The 19,192-nt window shown below is 54.0% G+C and carries 21 protein-coding genes; 6 read left to right on the top strand and 15 right to left on the bottom strand.

Going from position 1 to position 19,192, the window contains the following annotated elements; all coding sequences use genetic code 11:
- Positions 1–2: 2 nt before the first annotated feature.
- A complete protein-coding gene (locus C1N58_RS19300) occupies positions 3–605 on the bottom strand; it encodes a LysE family translocator (RefSeq protein WP_033741549.1) in 603 nt (200 codons plus the stop codon).
- 52 nt (positions 606–657) lie between these two features.
- Between C1N58_RS19300 and C1N58_RS19295 the strand changes: the two genes are divergently transcribed.
- From C1N58_RS19295 to C1N58_RS19285, 3 genes are all read left to right on the top strand, one after another.
- The gene (locus C1N58_RS19295; protein ID WP_006120557.1) at positions 658–1,674 is read left to right on the top strand and encodes a hydrolase; all 1,017 of its coding nucleotides are present in this window, start codon (positions 658–660) and stop codon (positions 1,672–1,674) included.
- A gap of 4 nt (positions 1,675–1,678) precedes the next feature.
- The gene (locus tag C1N58_RS19290; protein ID WP_006120556.1) at positions 1,679–1,897 is read left to right on the top strand and encodes a YheU family protein; all 219 of its coding nucleotides are present in this window, start codon (positions 1,679–1,681) and stop codon (positions 1,895–1,897) included.
- A 61-nt stretch (positions 1,898–1,958) separates the two neighbouring features.
- Entirely contained in the window at positions 1,959–2,828 is an 870-nt protein-coding gene (locus tag C1N58_RS19285) for a phosphoribulokinase (protein ID WP_394550238.1), read from the top strand.
- Positions 2,829–2,857: 29 nt separating this feature from the next.
- On the opposite strand, the gene C1N58_RS19280 is transcribed toward C1N58_RS19285, so the two are convergent.
- On the bottom strand, positions 2,858–3,262 hold the full coding sequence (locus C1N58_RS19280; RefSeq protein WP_033741554.1) for an OsmC family protein: 405 nt from the start codon (positions 3,260–3,262) through the stop codon (positions 2,858–2,860).
- Positions 3,263–3,564: 302 nt separating this feature from the next.
- Between C1N58_RS19280 and crp the strand changes: the two genes are divergently transcribed.
- Positions 3,565–4,197, top strand: a complete 633-nt coding sequence (gene crp, locus C1N58_RS19275; protein WP_000242758.1) for a cAMP-activated global transcriptional regulator CRP — start codon at positions 3,565–3,567, stop codon at positions 4,195–4,197.
- A gap of 58 nt (positions 4,198–4,255) precedes the next feature.
- The gene (locus tag C1N58_RS19270; RefSeq protein ID WP_394564422.1) at positions 4,256–6,331 is read left to right on the top strand and encodes a YccS/YhfK family putative transporter; all 2,076 of its coding nucleotides are present in this window, start codon (positions 4,256–4,258) and stop codon (positions 6,329–6,331) included.
- A gap of 1 nt (position 6,332) precedes the next feature.
- On the opposite strand, the gene C1N58_RS19265 is transcribed toward C1N58_RS19270, so the two are convergent.
- The 5 genes from C1N58_RS19265 to ppiA form a co-directional block, all read right to left on the bottom strand.
- A complete protein-coding gene (locus tag C1N58_RS19265) occupies positions 6,333–7,553 on the bottom strand; it encodes a bifunctional acetylornithine/succinyldiaminopimelate transaminase (protein WP_033741559.1) in 1,221 nt (406 codons plus the stop codon).
- An 88-nt stretch (positions 7,554–7,641) separates the two neighbouring features.
- Positions 7,642–8,217 carry an aminodeoxychorismate synthase component II gene (locus C1N58_RS19260; protein ID WP_006122311.1) on the bottom strand — a complete coding sequence of 192 codons (576 nt, stop codon included), beginning with the start codon at positions 8,215–8,217 and terminating at the stop codon, positions 7,642–7,644.
- Between the two features lie 161 nt (positions 8,218–8,378).
- Positions 8,379–8,978, bottom strand: a complete 600-nt coding sequence (locus tag C1N58_RS19255; protein ID WP_006120990.1) for a putative adenosine monophosphate-protein transferase Fic — start codon at positions 8,976–8,978, stop codon at positions 8,379–8,381.
- Entirely contained in the window at positions 8,968–9,138 is a 171-nt protein-coding gene (locus tag C1N58_RS19250) for a YhfG family protein (protein ID WP_006120991.1), read from the bottom strand. Before C1N58_RS19250 ends, C1N58_RS19255 begins: the two co-directional genes overlap by 11 nt.
- A gap of 78 nt (positions 9,139–9,216) precedes the next feature.
- The gene (ppiA, locus tag C1N58_RS19245; protein ID WP_033741562.1) at positions 9,217–9,789 is read right to left on the bottom strand and encodes a peptidylprolyl isomerase A; all 573 of its coding nucleotides are present in this window, start codon (positions 9,787–9,789) and stop codon (positions 9,217–9,219) included.
- A 259-nt stretch (positions 9,790–10,048) separates the two neighbouring features.
- On the opposite strand from ppiA, the gene tsgA reads away from it, so the two are divergent.
- Positions 10,049–11,227: an MFS transporter TsgA gene (gene tsgA / locus C1N58_RS19240; protein WP_006120993.1), complete on the top strand. Its 1,179-nt coding sequence runs from the start codon at positions 10,049–10,051 to the stop codon at positions 11,225–11,227.
- A 36-nt stretch (positions 11,228–11,263) separates the two neighbouring features.
- Here tsgA and C1N58_RS19235 read toward each other — a convergent pair whose 3' ends face one another.
- The 8 genes from C1N58_RS19235 to aroK all read right to left on the bottom strand — a co-directional run bounded on the left by C1N58_RS19235 (position 11,264) and on the right by aroK (position 19,018).
- Positions 11,264–12,547 carry a cytosine deaminase gene (locus C1N58_RS19235; RefSeq protein ID WP_039342664.1) on the bottom strand — a complete coding sequence of 428 codons (1,284 nt, stop codon included), beginning with the start codon at positions 12,545–12,547 and terminating at the stop codon, positions 11,264–11,266.
- Positions 12,548–12,900: 353 nt separating this feature from the next.
- Positions 12,901–13,905 carry a tryptophan--tRNA ligase gene (gene trpS / locus C1N58_RS19230; protein WP_033741566.1) on the bottom strand — a complete coding sequence of 335 codons (1,005 nt, stop codon included), beginning with the start codon at positions 13,903–13,905 and terminating at the stop codon, positions 12,901–12,903.
- Between the two features lie 17 nt (positions 13,906–13,922).
- Positions 13,923–14,600 carry a phosphoglycolate phosphatase gene (locus C1N58_RS19225; protein WP_006120996.1) on the bottom strand — a complete coding sequence of 226 codons (678 nt, stop codon included), beginning with the start codon at positions 14,598–14,600 and terminating at the stop codon, positions 13,923–13,925.
- Positions 14,584–15,267: a ribulose-phosphate 3-epimerase gene (rpe, locus tag C1N58_RS19220; RefSeq protein ID WP_006120997.1), complete on the bottom strand. Its 684-nt coding sequence runs from the start codon at positions 15,265–15,267 to the stop codon at positions 14,584–14,586. The genes C1N58_RS19225 and rpe overlap by 17 nt, the downstream gene beginning before the upstream one ends.
- A 66-nt stretch (positions 15,268–15,333) precedes the next feature.
- On the bottom strand, positions 15,334–16,146 hold the full coding sequence (gene dam, locus C1N58_RS19215) for an adenine-specific DNA-methyltransferase (RefSeq protein WP_394564421.1): 813 nt from the start codon (positions 16,144–16,146) through the stop codon (positions 15,334–15,336).
- A 96-nt stretch (positions 16,147–16,242) separates the two neighbouring features.
- The gene (locus tag C1N58_RS19210; RefSeq protein WP_054686915.1) at positions 16,243–17,298 is read right to left on the bottom strand and encodes an SPOR domain-containing protein; all 1,056 of its coding nucleotides are present in this window, start codon (positions 17,296–17,298) and stop codon (positions 16,243–16,245) included.
- Positions 17,299–17,369: 71 nt separating this feature from the next.
- The gene (gene aroB, locus C1N58_RS19205; RefSeq protein ID WP_058701419.1) at positions 17,370–18,458 is read right to left on the bottom strand and encodes a 3-dehydroquinate synthase; all 1,089 of its coding nucleotides are present in this window, start codon (positions 18,456–18,458) and stop codon (positions 17,370–17,372) included.
- A 38-nt stretch (positions 18,459–18,496) separates the two neighbouring features.
- Positions 18,497–19,018 (bottom strand): shikimate kinase AroK, encoded by a 522-nt coding sequence (aroK, locus tag C1N58_RS19200; protein ID WP_033741572.1) that lies wholly within the window; start codon positions 19,016–19,018, stop codon positions 18,497–18,499.
- Positions 19,019–19,192: the final 174 nt, after the last annotated feature.

Here is a 19,192-nt window from a genome sequence, read left to right as displayed (position 1 = left end):
GCTCAGTGCCAGATCAGCAATACGCAGGCCGCCGTTAACAGCCCCATGCTCAGGTTAAAGCGTTTCCAGGCGCGGGGACTACGTAAAATACGGCCGATCATCGCGCCAAAGCCCATCCAGATAACGCCTGCAACCAGATTGACCATAACCATGCCAAGACTGATTAACAGGACAGAATGGCGATAGCCCGCACCGGCCAGACTAAAACTGGCGACGGCACCCAGCGCCATGAGCCAGGCTTTGGGGTTGATCAGTTGTAATAAGCCTCCCTGCCAGAACGGCATAGGTGCGACAGGTGCCGCATCGGTTTCCAGCTTCTCATAGGCTGCGGTGGCAATCTTCCAGGCCAGCCACAGCAGGTAAAGGCTACCGGCAATTTTCAGGATGAGATGCAGGGAGGGATAAAGCAGTATCAATCCACCCACGCCAAACGCTACCAGCAGCAGCATTAGCTGCATGCCGATCATAATGCCGATCATCAACGGGAGGGTGCGCAAAAAACCAAAATTGGCCCCCGAGGCGGTGAGTAACATATTATTAGGTCCGGGTGTAATCGCCGCGACCCAAAGAAAGCCTAATAATGATAAAAACAGACTGAGTTCCATTAACCCGGGTTCTCCTCCCTTAGTGAAAACTTATCGAAGCTAACAGTGTGATATGGAACAGACAAGCCTTTACAACATGAAATTTTCGGGCCCTGACGACGCGGCGTTCATTCCCCTGCCCGGTCTGGGCAACCCGCACCTGCAAACCATTCTGCCGCGGCTGATACGGCGGACGAAAAGGTTAACGCCACACTGGCAGCGGCTGGATTTACCTGACGGTGACTTTGTTGATTTGGCCTGGAGTGAAGATCCTCAGTTTGCCCGGCATAAACCGCGCGTGGTGCTGTTTCATGGCCTGGAAGGAAGTTTCCACAGTCCCTATATTCATGGCCTGATGCTGCAGTGCAAACAGCGTGGCTGGCTGGCGGTAGTAATGCATTTTCGCGGCTGCAGCGGTGAGCCGAACCGTCTGAACCGGATATACCACTCCGGTGAAACCGAGGATGCGCGTTTTTTCCTGCACTGGCTGACGACGCGCTGGGGCCGGGTGCCCACAACTGCTGTCGGCTTCTCGCTGGGCGGGAATATGCTCGGTTGCCTGTTAGGCCAGCAAGGTGATGAAGCCCTGATTGACGCGGGCGTGATTGTGTCTGCGCCCCTGATGCTGGAACCCTGCAGCGCCCGACTTGAGCGCGGCTTTTCACAGGTTTATCAGCGTTACCTGTTAAGCCAGTTAAAAAAGAATGCCCAGCGTAAACTGCGGGCCTGGCCCGACACGTTGCCGGTGAACCTCATTCAGCTTAACGCCCTGCGCCGTCTGCGAGACTTTGACGACGCGATCACGGCCCGGGCGCATGGTTTTGCCGACGCCACGGATTATTACCGTCGCGCCAGCGCTATGCCGCGCCTTAAGTTCGTGACAAAACCGCTGCTCATCATCCATGCAAAAGATGACCCGTTCATGAGCGATGAGGTGATCCCGCAGCCTGCGCAATTATCTGCCACTATTACCTATCAGCTGACACAGCAGGGTGGGCATGTTGGTTTCGTCAGTGGCACCCTGCGTCAGCCTCGGTTGTGGCTGGAGCAGCGCGTGCCACAGTGGATTTCCTCTTATCTGGATAACTGACTCTGTGATTATTCCCTGGGAACAGGTTTCTCCCGAAACCCTTGAAAATCTTATCGAAGCGTTTGTTTTGCGTGAAGGCACGGATTACGGCGAGCAGGAGCTCAGCCTGACGGAAAAAGTCGCCGATGTGCGTCGTCAGCTGGAGCACGGCGAGGTCGTTCTGGTATGGTCGGAACTGCACGAGTCGGTCAACATCATGCGCAAAAGCGAGTTTCGTGGCTGATGCAACGAACGGAAAATCGTGCTAACAATGCTCATCGCCCGACGTCACAGGGACTTCAACTATGTCTGCACGCCATCCGATTATCGCGGTAACGGGCTCCAGCGGTGCGGGAACCACCACCACCAGCCTGGCGTTCCGTAAAATTTTTCAGCAACTCGGTTTGCACGCTGCCGAACTGGAAGGGGACAGTTTTCACCGCTTTACCCGACCCGAAATGGACATGGCTATCCGAAAAGCGCGCGATCTGGGGCGACATATCAGCTACTTTGGCCCGGAGGCGAATGATTTTGGCCTGCTGGAGCAAACGTTCATCGAATACGGCGAACACGGTAAGGGCCAGTCGCGTAAGTATCTGCACACCTATGATGAAGCCGTTCCCTGGAACCAGGTTCCCGGCACCTTCACGCCCTGGCAACCGTTACCTCCGGATATGGATGTGCTGTTTTATGAAGGCTTGCACGGCGGCGTGGTGACTGCACAACACAATGTGGCGGAAAAAGTCGATTTGCTGGTCGGCGTCGTGCCCATCGTCAACCTGGAGTGGATTCAGAAACTGGTGCGCGATACCAGCGAGCGTGGCCATTCACGCGAAGCGGTGATGGATTCGGTAGTGCGTTCCATGGAAGATTACATCAATTTCATTACGCCGCAGTTTTCACGAACCCATATTAACTTTCAGCGCGTCCCCACGGTGGATACCTCTAATCCCTTTGCCGCGCGCACCATCCCTTCGCTGGATGAAAGCTTTGTGGTTATCCACTTTCAGGGGCTGGAAGACATTGATTTTCCCTATCTGCTGGCCATGCTGCAGGGATCGTTTATTTCCAATATCAACACGCTGGTGGTACCCGGCGGCAAAATGGGACTGGCGATGGAGTTAATTATGGCGCCGTTAGTAAAACGGCTCATGGAAGGGAAACGGATTGAATAACCACAGAGGCCAGCCTGGCCTCTGTGAGATTATAGCGCGATCACTTCGTAGCTGTGGGTAATGTTGACGCCTTTGCCTAACATGATGGCGACAGAGCAATATTTTTCCGCTGACAGATCGACAGCGCGTGCCACGGCTTTATCCGAAAGTGCGTTGCCGCTGACGATAAAATGCAGATTGATATGGGTAAAGATGCGGGGGGCTTCTTCCCGACGTTCAGACGATAGTTTCACTTCGCAATCAACCACATCGTTGCGGCCTTTTTGCAAAATTGACACAACGTCAATGGCGCTGCATCCCCCTGCCGCCATCAGCACCATCTCCATAGGGCTCGGCGCTTTATCGCCAGAATTGCCATCCATCAGTACCTGATGGCCGGACGATGATTCCCCCAGGAATGTTAACCCTTCAACCCATTTGACGCGTGCCTGCATAATTTTGACCTCAGAATACCCTGTTTTGGCTCAGCGTACGCTTTTGCCTGGGAAACAGCAATCCAGAGAAAACGCCATCTTGCTGAAGCGAGACAACACAAGACAGTCGACGTAAGCTGTGCTACAAACAGAGCTGAAAATATTTTTCGTCATCCGAAGACGAAGCCGGGAAGAATGATGCGCACTGCGCCGAATGCAGCCCGAATAATTTCCTGAATGGAAAGACGCTTAACGCTTACATCGCCTGGCAGGGAAACAGAGCCCTGTATTTTGGGCACGATTACAACAGAGGATAATAGCGAATGGTTCTCGGCAAACCGCAAACAGACCCTACACTTGAATGGTTCCTGTCCCATTGCCATATTCACAAGTATCCATCCAAAAGTACGCTCATTCATCAAGGTGAAAAGGCGGAAACGCTTTACTACATCGTTAAAGGTTCCGTTGCGGTACTGATTAAGGATGAAGAAGGCAAGGAGATGATTCTGTCCTATCTGAATCAGGGCGACTTTATTGGTGAGCTTGGCCTGTTCGAAGAAGGTCAGGAGCGCAGCGCCTGGGTACGTGCGAAAACCGCGTGCGAAGTGGCAGAGATTTCCTACAAAAAATTCCGTCAGCTGATTCAGGTGAATCCGGACATCCTCATGCGCCTCTCCTCGCAAATGGCGCGCCGTCTGCAGGTCACATCGGAAAAAGTGGGCAACCTCGCGTTCCTTGATGTCACCGGTCGCATTGCGCAGACGTTGCTCAACCTGGCGAAACAGCCGGATGCCATGACGCATCCTGACGGCATGCAAATTAAAATTACGCGTCAGGAAATTGGCCAAATCGTGGGATGTTCACGTGAAACCGTGGGACGTATTTTGAAGATGCTGGAAGACCAGAATCTGATCTCCGCACACGGCAAAACAATTGTTGTTTACGGCACGCGCTAAGCTTTATTCTTCACGGCATAATGGCAACGTTATGCCGTGAATTATTTGCGTTGAGCCGATGTGGCGAAGAATAATTTATCACCCTGAAGTTAACTATGCCCTGCGCCAGACACTGGTGTTGTGTCTCCCCGTCGCGCTCGGCTGGCTGTTTGGCGATCTGCAAAAAGGATTGCTGTTCTCATTGGTGCCTGCCTGCTGCAATATTGCCGGTCTGGATACACCCCACAAACGCTTCTTTAAACGCCTGATTGTCGGCGGCAGCCTGTTTGCCCTGGGTAGCTTACTGATGCAGTGGCTTCTGTTTAAAGACGTGCCCTTACCGCTTATTCTTTTCGCTCTGCCTTTGCTGCTGGGCGTGACAGGTGAAATCAGCCCACTGCACGCACGGTTACTCCCTGCCACACTGATCGCAGCGATATTTACCACCAGCCTGATTGGCCGCATGCCCATTTACGTACCGCCCCTGCTCTACATCGGCGGTACGCTGTGGTATGGCCTGTTTAACTGGTTCTGGTTTTGGCTGTGGAAAGAGCAGCCAATGCGTGAAAGCCTGAGTCTGATTTACCGCGAACTGGCGAACTATTGTGACGCCAAGTACACCTTGTTGACGCAACTTACCGATCCGGAGAAGGCGCTACCACCGTTGCTGGCGCGGCAACAAAAAGCAATCGACCTCATCAACACCTGTTATCAGCAGATGCATATGCTGTCCGCCAGCCGCGATCACAGTCATAAGCGACTGACCCGCGCTTTTCAGGTCGCACTGGATTTACAGGAACACATTTCTGTCAGCCTGCATCAGCCAGAAGAAGTGCAAAAACTGGTAGAACAAAGCCATGCTGAGGCCGTGATTCGCTGGAATGCGAAAACCATTTCCGCCCGTTTACGTGAGCTGGCAGACAACATCCTGTACCACCAACTGTCCAGTCGCTTTGATATGGACAAGCAGCTGGGGGCACTGGAAAAAATCGCCCGTCAGCACCCGGACAATCCGGTAGGAAATTTTTGCCTTTATCACTTCAGCCGCATCGCACGGGTACTGCGTACACAAAAGCCCCTTTATCAGCGTGATTTGATGGCGGATCGCCAGCGCCGTTTACCGCTTCTGCCCGCACTCAGAAGCTATCTCTCGCTGCGCTCTTCTGCCCTGCGCACGGCCGGACGTTTTTCTGTGATGCTGATGCTGGGTAGCGGGCTGGCGCTGTTCTTTTCGATTCCCAAACCCTACTGGATTCTGATGACCATTATGTTTGTCAGCCAGAGTAACTACAGCGCCACACGGGTGCGTATTCAGCACCGTGCGCTGGGCACCTTTGCCGGGCTGGTGATTGCGGCAGCCTCGCTGCGGCTGGATGTCCCTGAACCGCTGGTGTTGAGCATCATGCTGGTGATTACCTTTATCAGCTATCGCTTTACCCGCCAGTTTTACGGCTGGTCGATGGTGGGGTTCACGGTCACCGCGGTATATACCCTGCAACTTCTGTCACTTAACGGCGCACAATTCTTACTGCCGCGCCTGCTGGATACCCTGATGGGCTGCCTGATTGCGTTTGGCGGAACGTTATGGCTTTGGCCGCAATGGCAAAGTGCCCTGCTACGACAGAACGCACATGATGTGCTTGAGGCTTTCCAGGACGCGTTACGCATGTTGCTTGGTCCGGAACAGTCTCCCGAGGTACTCGCCTATCAGCGCGTTAACGTTAATCAGGCCCACAATGCAGTCTTTAACTCACTAAATCAGGCGATGCAGGAGCCGGGGTTTAACGCACGCTATTTACAGGATATGCGTTTATGGGTCACGCACAGCCAGTTTATCGTTGAGCACATCAACGCCATGACGATTCTGGCACGCGAACATACCATGCTGCCGCCTACGCTGGCGGAGCACTATCTGCAATGGTGTGAAATTGCGCTGCAGCGTTGCCAGCAGCGGCTTGAATATGACGGCGAAAGTTCGCAAACCGATCTGTTACAGGGAATTGAAGATATCAACGAGGGACCGGTCACAGTACTGGAGCAGCACATCAGGCGCATTCTGGATCATCTTAAGGTGATGCACACGATCTCATCGCTGGCGTGGAACCAGCGACCGCATCATGGTCGCTGGCTGATTCGCAGTATGGGTCGAAAATAACTCAGGCAGCCAGGACTTTCCCGACCGCTTTGGCAAAGCGCGCCATGCCTTCTTCAATATCGGCGGGTTCAATAATCAGTGAAGGGGCAAAACGCATCACATCCGTACCAGCCACCAGCACCATAACGCCTTCAGCCGCGGCGGCATTGAGGATATCGCGTGATTTTCCGGCATGTTGCGGCTTCAGGGCCGCGCCTACCAGTAAGCCTTTGCCGCGAATATCGCTAAACAGATCGTAACGGGCATCAATCGCCTTGAGTGCCTCGACAAACTGCTGGCGACGGGATTCCACGCCGTTCAGCACGTCTGGCGTATTGATCAGATCCAGCGCGGTTTCAGCAATCGCACAGGCCAGCGGATTGCCACCATAGGTGGTGCCATGCACGCCAGGAGCCATCGTTGACGCCACCTCCTCGGTGGTCAGCATCGCGCTGACAGGAAAACCACCGCCCAGCGCTTTCGCCGAAGTCAGAATGTCTGGCGTGACGCCGTAGTGCTCATAAGCAAACAGCTTACCGCTGCGCCCCATACCGCTCTGAACTTCATCCAGCACCAGCAACGCCTGATGTTTATCGCAGAGCTCACGCAGCCCCTGCATAAATTCTGGCGTGGCCGGCATGACGCCACCTTCACCCTGAATGGGCTCAACGACAATCGCACAGGTGTGGTCGTCGATAACGGCTTTCACTGCCGCCAAATCGTTGAAGGGCACATGCACAATGTCAGCGGGTTTTGGGCCAAAACCGTCGGAATATTTTGGCTGGCCGCCTACCGTGACCGTAAACAGCGTCCGGCCATGAAAGGCATTATGGAAGGCAATAATTTTGCTTTTAAACGGGCTATGACGTTTACAGGCATAATAACGCGCCAGCTTAAACGCGGCCTCGTTGGCTTCTGCGCCGGAGTTGGCAAAAAACACTCTGTCCGCGAAGGTGGCGTTAATCAGTTTGCTGGCCAGGCGCAAAGCCGGTTCATTGGTGAACACATTGCTGGTGTGCCACAGGGTTTCGCCCTGTTTCTTCAGGGTTTCAATCAGCGCCGGGTGACAATGGCCCAGCGCGGTGACGGCAATCCCACCCGAGAAGTCGATATACTCTTTACCCTGCTGATCCCACACCCGGCTTCCTTTGCCTTTTACCGGTACAAACTGCGCAGGTGCATAAACAGGCAAAATAACCTGATCGAACGTTTCCCGTGTTACCGCAATGTTTTCCGCTGCCATTGACAACCTCGCAAACTGATGAGTTGGTTCATGATGAAATAATAATCATGAAATATGCATAAAAAATCACTTAAAGGCAAACACAACTTTACTGTTGCAGGAAATTAGCGAGCAGTTGATGTCCCTGTTCGCTGAGAATACTTTCAGGATGAAACTGCACGCCTTCCAGTGCCAGCGTTTTATGACGGATGCCCATAATTTCGTCGGGCTGACCGTCACGTAAACTCCATGCGGTGACGTCAAATTCATCAGGCAGCGTATCGGCTTTCACAATCAGCGAGTGATAACGCGTTACGGTCAGCGGTTGATTCAGACCGCGAAATACACCACAGCCGTTATGCTGAACAGCAGACGTCTTACCGTGCATGACTTCGCGCGCACGCACGACCTGCGCACCAAACACCTGGGCGATGGCCTGATGCCCCAGACAAACGCCCAGCACCGGCAGGCGACCGGCGAAGTGGCGAATGGCCTGTAATGAGATCCCGCTCTGATCGGGCGTACAGGGGCCGGGTGAAATCACCAGGTGGGTTAACGGCAACGCCGTCATTTCATCCAGAGTGATGGCATCATTTCTTACCACCTGAACGTTCGCGCCCAGTTGGCAAAAATACTGGTACAGGTTCCAGGTGAAAGAATCGTAATTATCAATAAGCAGCAGCATGGTTATGATTTCAGGCAGATCAGAAGGATACGTACAAGGCCCGGCATCCGGAATGAGGACCAGAGCCGTATCTTATCATGCGGTGTGACGTGAGTGTGATGTGAGGAAAACAGACTATCAGGCGCAGGGAGACGCGCTCGCCTCCCTGGCGGGAACGGGGTTCAGACAGGATGCGCTTCGCTGACGATGCTGGCAAAGACGTCTTCCAGCGGTTGTAAATCCCCTGCCGCACCGGCCTGACTGGCGCTGACCCACTCTTCCGGATTCAGTTTTTCCCATTCCAGCAGGTAACCTGCATGCAGGGCCAGTTGCTCAAAGAAAATACGCTGCGCCCGGCCATTACCTTCGCGAAAAGGATGAAGCATATTGATTTCGCAATAATACCAGGCGACGCGTTTCGCAAACTCAGCTAAAGGCAGATCGGCCAGGCCGTTCTCTTCTTCTAGCGCGGCCATGAGTGCATTACCCTCTTTTTCGATATATTCGAAGTGACAAAAAGGGGTTTCGTCGCGCCAGATGTCCAGCGTGCGGAGTTCGCCGGCCCAACTGTAGACATCCTGAAACAGCGTACGGTGAATGTGACACAGGTAAGGCAGGCCGATTTTGGGTGGGCCCAGTTCAAGCGTGGCAAGCCGGGCGGCGCTAAAGCTCAGTTCCGCTTTTCGTAACTGTGCCTCATCATGAATATCGAGACGGTTTTTGAGGACCGTGTCGTTTTGCCACAGGTAGGGATCCTGCGTGACGGCAGTATTAGCAGCCATATTGCCTCCTTAATGAGGCCAGACGGGCTTCCGCCTCTTCACCCTTAACCTCCGGTTCCGTCAGGGTAAAGCCTTCAAGCCGACAGCTTGCCCGATAGCTGGCATTCCGCCGCTGTCGCCAGAGCGCTGCCTTCTGTTTGTCTGTGAGTGTATTTGCCATACCGCCTCCTGCTCAGGTTTGCCCTAAGTATAAGAGCAAATTTTCCCTTTGCCGGAAACGGGATGGCAATCAAGACAATCAGGGCAGGACTTTTGCCGACAAAATGACCACCGGCTTGACGGGAACATTCTGGTAAGGCCCGACATCTTTGGTTGGCACCTGAGAGATTTTGTCCACGACGTCCTGGCCCTTCACGATCTTACCAAAGACGGCGTAGCCAAAATCGCGCTGACCATGATCCAGAAAGGCGTTGTCAGCGACGTTCAGAAAGAACTGGCTGGTGGCGCTGTCTTTGTCGGAGGTGCGCGCCATGGAGATGGTGCCGCGCAGGTTGCGCAGACCATTATCCGCTTCATTTTTGATCGGCGCATTGGTTTGTTTTTGCTGCATTTCATTGGTAAAGCCACCGCCCTGAATCATAAAACCCGGGATAACGCGGTGAAAAATCGTGTTGTTGTAAAAACCACTGTTAACGTAATCAACGAAGTTTTTAACGGAGATCGGTGCTTTTTGATTATTCAGTTCGAGTTCGATGTTACCGGCAGAAGTGGTCAGCAGGACATGCGTATCACCTTTGGCCGCTAAAGCTGAGGCAGAAACAGAAGAGAGCGCTAACAGGGCAACTGCCGCTGTCAAAGTACGTTTAAACATGAGTAATTCCTTACTTTGGAGAGCTAGCTCAAAAACGATATTGATTGTAAAGAGCATGTAATACAAGAGCCAGCGTTTTACCTATATTTACGCTAAACGCACCCAAAAACGCCTGAAAAAGATTGCTTCCGCTTCGTGACTAAAATCACAGTATTGATGAAATGAATGACAACAGTTTTCACTCTTAGTTTATTAAGATCACGGTTCCGTTTACAATTTCTGCCGCTTCAGCGCTCCCGCTTCCCAACAGGTTCAGAACATGACAAATCGTAATCGTATCGGCCTTACCTGGATTAGCTTTCTTTCCTATGCGCTCACCGGTGCCCTGGTGATTGTCACCGGTATGGTAATGGGTGATATCGCGAAAGATTTCCAGATTCCCATCGACAGTATGGGTAACACCTTCACTTTCCTGAACAGTGGCATCCTGGCTGCCGTTTTCCTTAATGCCTGGTTGATGGTCATTGTGCCGCTCAAACGCCAGTTGATTTTTGGCTTTGTGCTGATGGTATTAGCCGTTATCGGACTGATGACCAGCCGGGATCTGTCGGTATTTTCGCTGTGCATGTTCGTACTGGGCGTCGTCAGTGGTATCACCATGTCGATTGGGACGTTCCTGATTACCCACATGTACGAAGGCCGCCAACGGGGTTCACGCCTGCTGTTCACGGACTCCTTCTTTAGTATGGCTGGCACCATTTTCCCGATTCTGGCCGGCATTTTACTGGCACGTCATCTGCCGTGGTACTGGGTTTACGTCTGCATTGGCGTCATTTACGTCGGTATTTTTATCATGACGTTATTCGTGGAGTTTCCGGTTCTGCGTAAGCCAGAAAACAGCCCAACGGTTGAAAAAGAAAAATGGGGGCTGGGCGTACTGTTACTGGCGATTGCCGCCTTATGCTACATTCTTGGCCAGCTCGGCTTTATTTCCTGGGTGCCTGAATATGCCACCAAAGTGATGGGCATGAATATTGATGATGCCGGTCAACTGGTAGGAAGCTTCTGGACCGCTTATATGGTCGGCATGTGGGTATTCAGCTTCCTGCTGCGCTTCTTCGATCTGCAACGTATTCTGATGGTACTGGCAGGACTGGCCACGGTGCTGATGTACTGGTTCGTAAGCAGCCAGGATGCAAGCATGTTGCGGTGGATTATTCTGACGCTGGGCTTCAGCTCAAGCGCGATCTATACCACCATCATTACGCTCGGCTCTCTACAAACCAAAGTCGCGTCTCCCAAGCTGGTTAACTTTATTCTGACCTGTGGCACCGTGGGTACCATGCTGACCTTCGTCGTTACGTCACCCATTGTGAAAAACAGCGGCGTGCACAGCGCGCTGCTAACGGCAAATGGCCTGTACGCCGTGGTGTTTATCATGTGTGCGTTGCTGGGCCTGGTGACCAAACACCGCTCGCACGGTCATATCACGCATTAATCCTCTCAGGGCGGCGGCAACGCGCCGCCCTTTGCTTCAACGCCTGAAGGTCACCGCTTCCCACGTTTCCAGACAGATTTTGCTCTCTGCGGGCTGCGTCGCCGCGATGACCTTTCCACGCCGAAGCGAATAACGCACCGGCACCTGCCGCCTGACCGCATCAAAACCGTTTTCTGCGGGCAGAATGATAAAACTGGCGTCATGACCACGCTGAATACCGTACTCTGCTAAATTCAGCGTGTTGGCACTGTTGCGTGTAATCAGATCGAGCCCGGCATTAATTTGCTCGTACCCCATCAGCTGACACACATGTAATCCCATATGCAGCACCTGAAGCATATTGCCTGTACCCAGCGGATACCAGGGATCGAACACGTCGTCATGGCCAAAACAGACGTTAATCTCCGCCTCCAGCAGCTCTTTCACCCGGGTAATGCCGCGGCGTTTGGGATAGCTGTCAAAGCGACCCTGTAGGTGAATATTCACCAGGGGATTGGCAACAAAGTTGATGCCGGAGAGCTTCAGTAAGCGAAACAGACGAGAAGTATAAGCCCCGTTATACGAGTGCATCGCTGTGGTATGGCTTGCCGTGACGCGCGCACCCATCCCGTCACGGTGTGCCAGCGCGGCAACGGTTTCGACGAAGCGTGACTGCTCATCGTCAATTTCGTCACAGTGCACGTCCACCAGCCTGTCGTAACGGTTGGCCAGCGCGAACGCTTTATGCAGGGATTCCACGCCGTACTCCCGCGTGAACTCAAAATGGGGAATCGCGCCGACGACATCCGCGCCGAGTCGCAGCGCTTCTTCAAGTAGCGCTTCGCCATTAGGGTAAGACAGAATGCCTTCCTGCGGGAACGCCACGATTTGAATCGTGATCCAGGGCGCCATCTCCGCTTTCAGTTCCAGCATAGCCTTGAGGGCGGTTAACGTCGGATCGGACACATCCACATGCGTGCGCACAAACTGTATGCCATTCGCGATCTGCCATTTCAGCGTTTGCATCGCGCGCCGTTTTACATCCTCATGACTTAATAAGGCTTTCCGCTCTGCCCAGCGCTCAATACCTTCAAACAGCGTGCCGGACTGATTCCAGGCCGGTTCACCCGCCGTTTGGGTGGTATCCAGGTGAATATGAGGCTCAATAAAAGGCGCGTACGCCAGGCCGCCTTCCGCATCGAGTGCTGCGCCCTCGGCTGACAGCTGCTGAGGCTGCGCCGTGATGCGGGCGATTTTTCCTTCCACGATCTCTATCTGCCACAGCCCTTCCCGGGTGGGCAAACGCAGATTGTTTATCCAGCGAAGTGGTGCTGTTGTCATTCCGGGCTCCTCATGCGTTAAGCGCTGCGAAGTAAAGCTAACACGATCTCTCTGCCCTGCTCCAGATGACTTTATTCGTTATTTAAATCACTTAGCGCGTACGAGGCCGAACCGGCGCCCTGCCTCTGCGGACAGGTCAGGCGCGGGAGCAAAAGGTCGGGGACGAATAAGATGACATGATTACCGAAAGCGAAACGCAAGAAGGGTTGGCACACGTTCCGCTCCGTTTGCGCGTGGTACCTGGCCGTCATTTTCCTTTGTCGGCAGTGTGGTCAGCCTGCGCCGCCCATTACGCCGGGGGGAAAATCAAAACGGCGAGCCTTCGCTCGCCGTTTGACTTACAACGTTACCGATCAGGGTTGAGAAACAAATCCGACCGCTTCATAGACTTTTTTCAGGGTTTCCTGCGCCTGGGCACGGGCTTTCTGTGCACCGTCACGCATCACCTTTTCCAGCAACGCCTCGTCGTTGCGGAAGCGATGATAACGTTCCTGCAGGTCTGTCAGCATGCCCGATACGGCTTCTGCGACCGCGCCTTTCAGGTGCCCGTACATTTTGCCTTCGAACGCCTGCTCCAGCGCGGTCACCGGCGTACCGGTTACGCCTGACAGGATGTCCAGCAGATTCGAGACGCCCGCTTTCTCTTTAATGTCATAACGGATAACCGGCGGCTCTTCAGAGTCGGTCATCGCACGCTTAATCTTTTTAACCACCGATTTGGGATCTTCAAGCAGGCCGATCACATTGTTGCGGTTATCATCCGACTTAGACATCTTTTTCGTCGGTTCCAGCAGCGACATCACGCGTGCGCCTGATTTTGGAATGAACGGCTCCGGCACCTTAAAGATATCGCCATACAACGCATTAAACCGGCTCGCAATATCACGGCTCAGCTCAAGATGCTGTTTCTGATCTTCACCCACCGGTACCTGCGCGGTCTGGTAAAGCAGAATGTCGGCAGCCATCAGCACCGGATAACTGAACAAACCCGCGTTGATGTTTTCTTCATAGCGTGAGGATTTGTCTTTGAACTGGGTCATGCGGCTCAGCTCACCGAAATAGGTGTAGCAGTTCAGAATCCAGCTGAGCTGCGTGTGTTCCGGCACATGCGACTGAACAAAGATGGTGCTCTTCTCGGGATCGATGCCGCAGGCCAGATAGAGCGCCAGCGTATCTAAGGTGGCTTTACGCAGTGCAACCGGATCCTGGCGCACGGTGATGGCGTGCAGATCGACGATACAGTAAATGCAGTGGAAATCGTCCTGCATCTGCACCCACTGACGCAGCGCACCCATATAGTTGCCAATGGTCAGTTCGCCGGACGGCTGTGCGCCGCTGAAAACGATGGGTTTGCTCATGCTTATGTCCTGATAAATTACAGCCCGATAGCGGGCAAAAGTTCGTCAAAAGAGTCAAGGGTCAGATCGGGCTGGCTGCTGGCAATAGGTTCACCATAGTTATAGCCAAACGTCATGCCGACATTGGGTACGCCGGCAGACTGCGCGGCCAGAATATCATTGCGTGAATCCCCGACAAACAGCAGTTGTGAGGGCAGCAGCCCCCATTTACCCAACACCAGAAAAATCGCGGCAGGATGCGGTTTTTTAACCACCACATCATCGCCACCAATGATCAACGAAAACGCCTGGTCGATTCCCAGCGATTGCAGCAGCGGCGCGACAAACGGCGTCGGCTTATTGGTCACAATCGCCATCGGCATGCCTGTGGCCTGTAACCGTGTCAGCGTCTCTTTGACCTGAGGAAACAGGGTACTGCCCGCCTCCACCGTGCTGGCATAATGTTTGTCAAACAGCACACGCGCATCACGCTGCTCGTCCGGGTGTGGCTCGCGTCCGAGCGCCCAGGTCAGCGCACGGCACATCATAACGTCGGCACCATTCCCAATCCACGTTGATACGCGCGCCACGCCAGCAGCAGGCAACGCCAGGTCTGCCAGCGTCAAATCGATCGCATCCGCCAGCCCCGGCGCGCTGTCGACCAGCGTACCATCCAGGTCAAAGGCCAGCCCACGAATATCAGTGAAATGAGCCATTCGCTTTCTCCAGCTCGTTCCGCATGTCGTCGATCACTTTCTTGTAATCCGGATGGCCAAAGATGGCCGAACCGGCAACGAACATATCTGCACCCGCTGCCGCGATTTGCGCAATGTTATCAATCTTCACACCACCGTCGACTTCAAGGCGAATGCTGTAGCCGCTCTGATCAATCCGCTTACGCGCTTCACGAAGCTTGTCGAGCGTGCCGGGGATAAATGACTGACCACCAAAGCCGGGGTTCACCGACATCAGCAAAATGATGTCCAGTTTATCCATCACATAGTCGAGATAGCTGAGCGGAGTGGCAGGATTAAAGACCAGGCCTGCTTTGCAACCGTGCTCTTTGATTAACTGCAGCGTGCGGTCAACGTGCTCGCTCGCTTCGGGGTGGAACGTGATGTAGGTCGCGCCAGCCTTGGCAAACTCGGGGATTAACGCGTCCACTGGCTTCACCATGAGATGCACATCGATCGGGGCTGTGATGCCATAGTCACGCAGCGCTTTCAACACCATCGGTCCCATCGTCAAATTCGGCACGTAGTGGTTGTCCATTACGTCGAAGTGAACCACGTCGCCTCCGGCCGCCAGTGCCTTCGCGGTGTCTTCACCCAGGCGAGCAAAGTCTGCCGAAAGGATGGAAGGGGCCAGCAAATATTGTTTCATCCGATTCTCCACTGTTGTGCGCCAGCATGATGGCTGGCGTAGTACCCTGGTCGCGGACGAAACAGACTAGCTATAGAGTGCCAGCAGTTCGTCGACCTTGGTGCGACCGGTTATGCTTCGGCTAATAGAACGCCGGACTTTGACCACATGTAACACGGCATCCTGATACCAGCAACGCGTCAGTTCCGTATCATGGTTAGAAATCAGGACCGGAATTTGACTCTCAGACGCCAGCTTTGCGGCCAGTTGCGCCAGATGCTGCTGCTCATGCAGGCTAAAACTGTTGGTGTGGTAAGCCGTGAAGTTAGCCGTTGCGGACAGCGGCGCGTACGGCGGATCACAATATACCACAGAGCCTTTTTGGGCATTGTTCAGGGTAACATCGTAGGATTCACAGACAAACGTCGCCTTTTGCGCCCGTTCGGCAAACCAGAGCAGCTCGGCTTCCGGGAAGTAAGGTTTACGATAGCGCCCAAACGGCACATTGAACTCACCACGCAGATTGTAGCGGCACAGGCCGTTGTAGCAGTGGCGATTCAGATAGAGGAACAGCAGCGCACGCTGATAAGCGTCATGACTGAGGTTAAACTCCGTGCGCAGTTGGTAATAACGGATTTCGCTGTTTGTTTCGCTGGTAAACAGTAAACGCGCATCGCGAATAAAATCCGCCGTGCGCGTTTTGACAATATTGTAGAGATTGATGAGATCGTTGTTGATGTCGGCCAGATGATAGCGTTCAAAATCGGTGTTAAGAAACACTGAGCCCGCGCCAACGAAGGGTTCGATCAGGCAATCACCTTGCGGCAAATGACGGTGGATCTCTTCGACTAAGGGAAATTTTCCCCCCGCCCATTTCAAAAAAGCGCGATTTTTTTTCATGCTGTCGTGGTAATTACATCTTATTGTGAGGCTGTGGTTGAACCGACAGCAGATCTGCGCTTAAAACAGGGCCCGCATGGGCAGGCCCCACATCACTTATTGACTGGCTTCTTTCCTGACCTGACTGACCGGTTTCACCCAGGGATTCTGTGCACGTACCTCTGCAGGCAATGTCGCAACGGCACGCTTTGCGTCGGCCGGCGTGGCGTAAGAACCACTGACCAGCACATACCAGGGTTGACCATTGCGCGTGGTTTTATACACATGGTACGCACTCAGGTTTTGCTTCTTCGCCCAGGCATTCAGGCTTTCCGCTTTAGATGCGCCGCTCAACTGCAACGTGTAGTTGCCGCCCGGTACTGATTTGCTGGCCGTTGCGCTACTGCCCGCCGCTTTTGCCGGCGCGTTATTCACGGATGAGTACGCTGGCGTTGTGTGGGTTTTATGCTCGCTGGCTGCGGGTTTAGACGCCGTTCTGGCAGGCTCACGCGTATGACGCGGCGTGACGGGTGCCTGCGCGGCGTTTTGACGACCTGTAGCGGGAAGACTCGCCGCTGCACCTGCTTTCCCACTCACCGTAGCGGGTGCGGTCGGCAGAGAACTGCTGCCTTCTGCACCCTGTGCGGCGCCATCCACCTGCTGTTGCTGGTTGGTCAATGCGCTGTTCAGGTCGCCGGGTAATGTAATGCGTTGCTGATTAGCCGGGGTTTCAACCGGGGCTGCCTGCGTGGGTGTGGATGCAACCGGTGGCATGGAAATATCACGTGGCGCATTTGTCGCCCCCGCTGCCGGTTCCGCTCCTGCTGCATTCGGAGTGCCGGTGGAAGGCTGTGCTATTCCCGTGGCGTTCTGACCGCCGCTCATGGCGGTGGAGCCACTGAGATCAATATTTTTTCCGTTGCCCGATCCTGCGGCCCCGCTGGTGGCGGTGCCTTTGTCAGTAGCGGACGACGCGGATTTGCTGTCGTCAGCGCCGTTGAGCGCTGAGCCAATGCCCAGCACGAGCAGCAGCAACACAAGGATACCGACGCCCATCATGACGTGCTGGCGCGAGACCGGAGCTTTCGTCGCAGAGGACGATTTACGTGGGCGCGAGGGACGACGGTCACTGGCGTCAGGTTTTAACTCATCATCCGGTTTGAACTCATCCATTTTGCCTCCTCCGTAAAGCGGCCGTTCGCACTGCGCACCCGCGCGTCGCGTCACCACTTACCTGCTGAATATCAAGATTTCTGGCAGTCATTAATTGCCGCCATCACCATATCATGAGCCACGCCACCACGCACTTCAGCGCGGCCTATCGCCAAAGGCAGTATCAGACGTAATTCGCCCGCCAGCACTTTTTTATCGCGCATCATATGGGGCAAATAGTCTTCGGCCTGCATCTCAACCGGTCCGTTTACCGGCAAACCGGCGCGCTGCAGTAACGCGATAACGCGTTCGCAATCCTGCTCGCTGAACTGACCAAGACGTTGCGCGGTTCGCGCCGCCATCACCATACCAGCGGCAATCGCTTCACCATGCAACCAGTTGCCATAGCCCATATGCGCTTCAATGGCATGGCCAAAAGTATGACCCAGATTCAGTAATGCGCGCTGACCGTTTTCACGCTCATCCGCGGCGACAACCTCGGCTTTCAGCTCACAGCAACGACGGATGCACCAGGCCAGCGCGGCTTCATCCAGTGCCAGGAGGCGATCAAGATTTTGCTCAAGCCAGTGAAAGAATTCACCGTCCAGAATGATGCCGTATTTAATCACTTCAGCCAGACCGGACGCCAGCTCACGCGGAGGCAGTGACCGGAGACATTCCGTATCAATCACGACCGAAGCGGGCTGGTAAAACGCACCTATCATGTTTTTGCCAAGAGGATGGTTAACCGCCGTTTTTCCGCCAACCGACGAGTCAACCTGAGACAGCAGCGTGGTCGGCACCTGAATGAACCGCACACCACGTTGATAGCTTGCCGCAGCAAAACCGGTAAGATCGCCAATCACGCCCCCACCCAGCGCCACCAGCGTGGTATCGCGCCCGTGGGGCTTTTGCAGAAGGGCGGTAAAAACCTGATCCATCACCGCCAGCGTTTTGTGCTGCTCACCGTCGGGCAAAATCACCTGATCCGTCTTCACTCCCGCCGCCTTTAGCCGCGCCGTGACCTTATCCAGGTAAAGCGGTGCCAGCGTCTCGTTCGTGACCAGCATGGCATTATCACCCGCTTTTAACGGCCAAAAAGAAGCCGGATCATTAAACAGTCCGGCGGCGATAGTGATGGGGTAACTGCGTTCCCCCAATGAAACGGTGATCTTCTCCATGATGCTCGATACCTGTCAAAGAGCTTTCAAACGTTGGATCAACTTTTTTCCAACATGTGGATAATCTGATTCGCCACCACTTTTGCACTTTGATCGTCAGTGCGGATGGTAACATCGGCGATCTCTTCATACAGCGGGTTGCGTTCAGCTGCCAGCGCTTCAAGTACTTCACGCGGTGGCGACTCGACCTGCAGTAAGGGGCGTTTTTTGTCACGCTGCGTACGTGCCAGTTGTTTCTCAATAGTGGTTTCAAGATAAACCACGACGCCGCGGGCGGAGAGACGATTACGTGTTTCCCGGGATTTTACGGAGCCACCGCCGGTCGCCAGGACGATGCCCTGCTTCTCGGTCAGTTCATTGATGATTTTTTCTTCACGATCGCGGAAGCCAGCTTCGCCTTCAACGTCAAAAACCCAGCCCACATCCGCTCCGGTGCGTCGCTCAATTTCCTGATCGGAATCGAAGAACTCCATATTGAGTTGCTGAGCCAACTGACGGCCAATAGTGCTTTTGCCGGCACCCATCGGCCCAACCAGAAAGATATTGCGTTTCTCTGCCATTTTGTCGGTATTACTAAGAATTCGTTAATGATACCCCGCTTTCAGCATTTTACTGGCGGGACAGGAACTGAGACCTCATGAGCGTTAGCAAGAGTCAGACGAAAAATTATCTCAACACTCAAGGCTGTTTGGCAACCGATTATATTGCTTACAGCACATCCATTTCTGAATTGG

Source organism: Pantoea sp. SGAir0180, from assembly GCF_043546245.1.
Note: the sequence above shows the minus strand (reverse complement) of the source record. Positions and strands in the feature narration are given on the sequence as shown.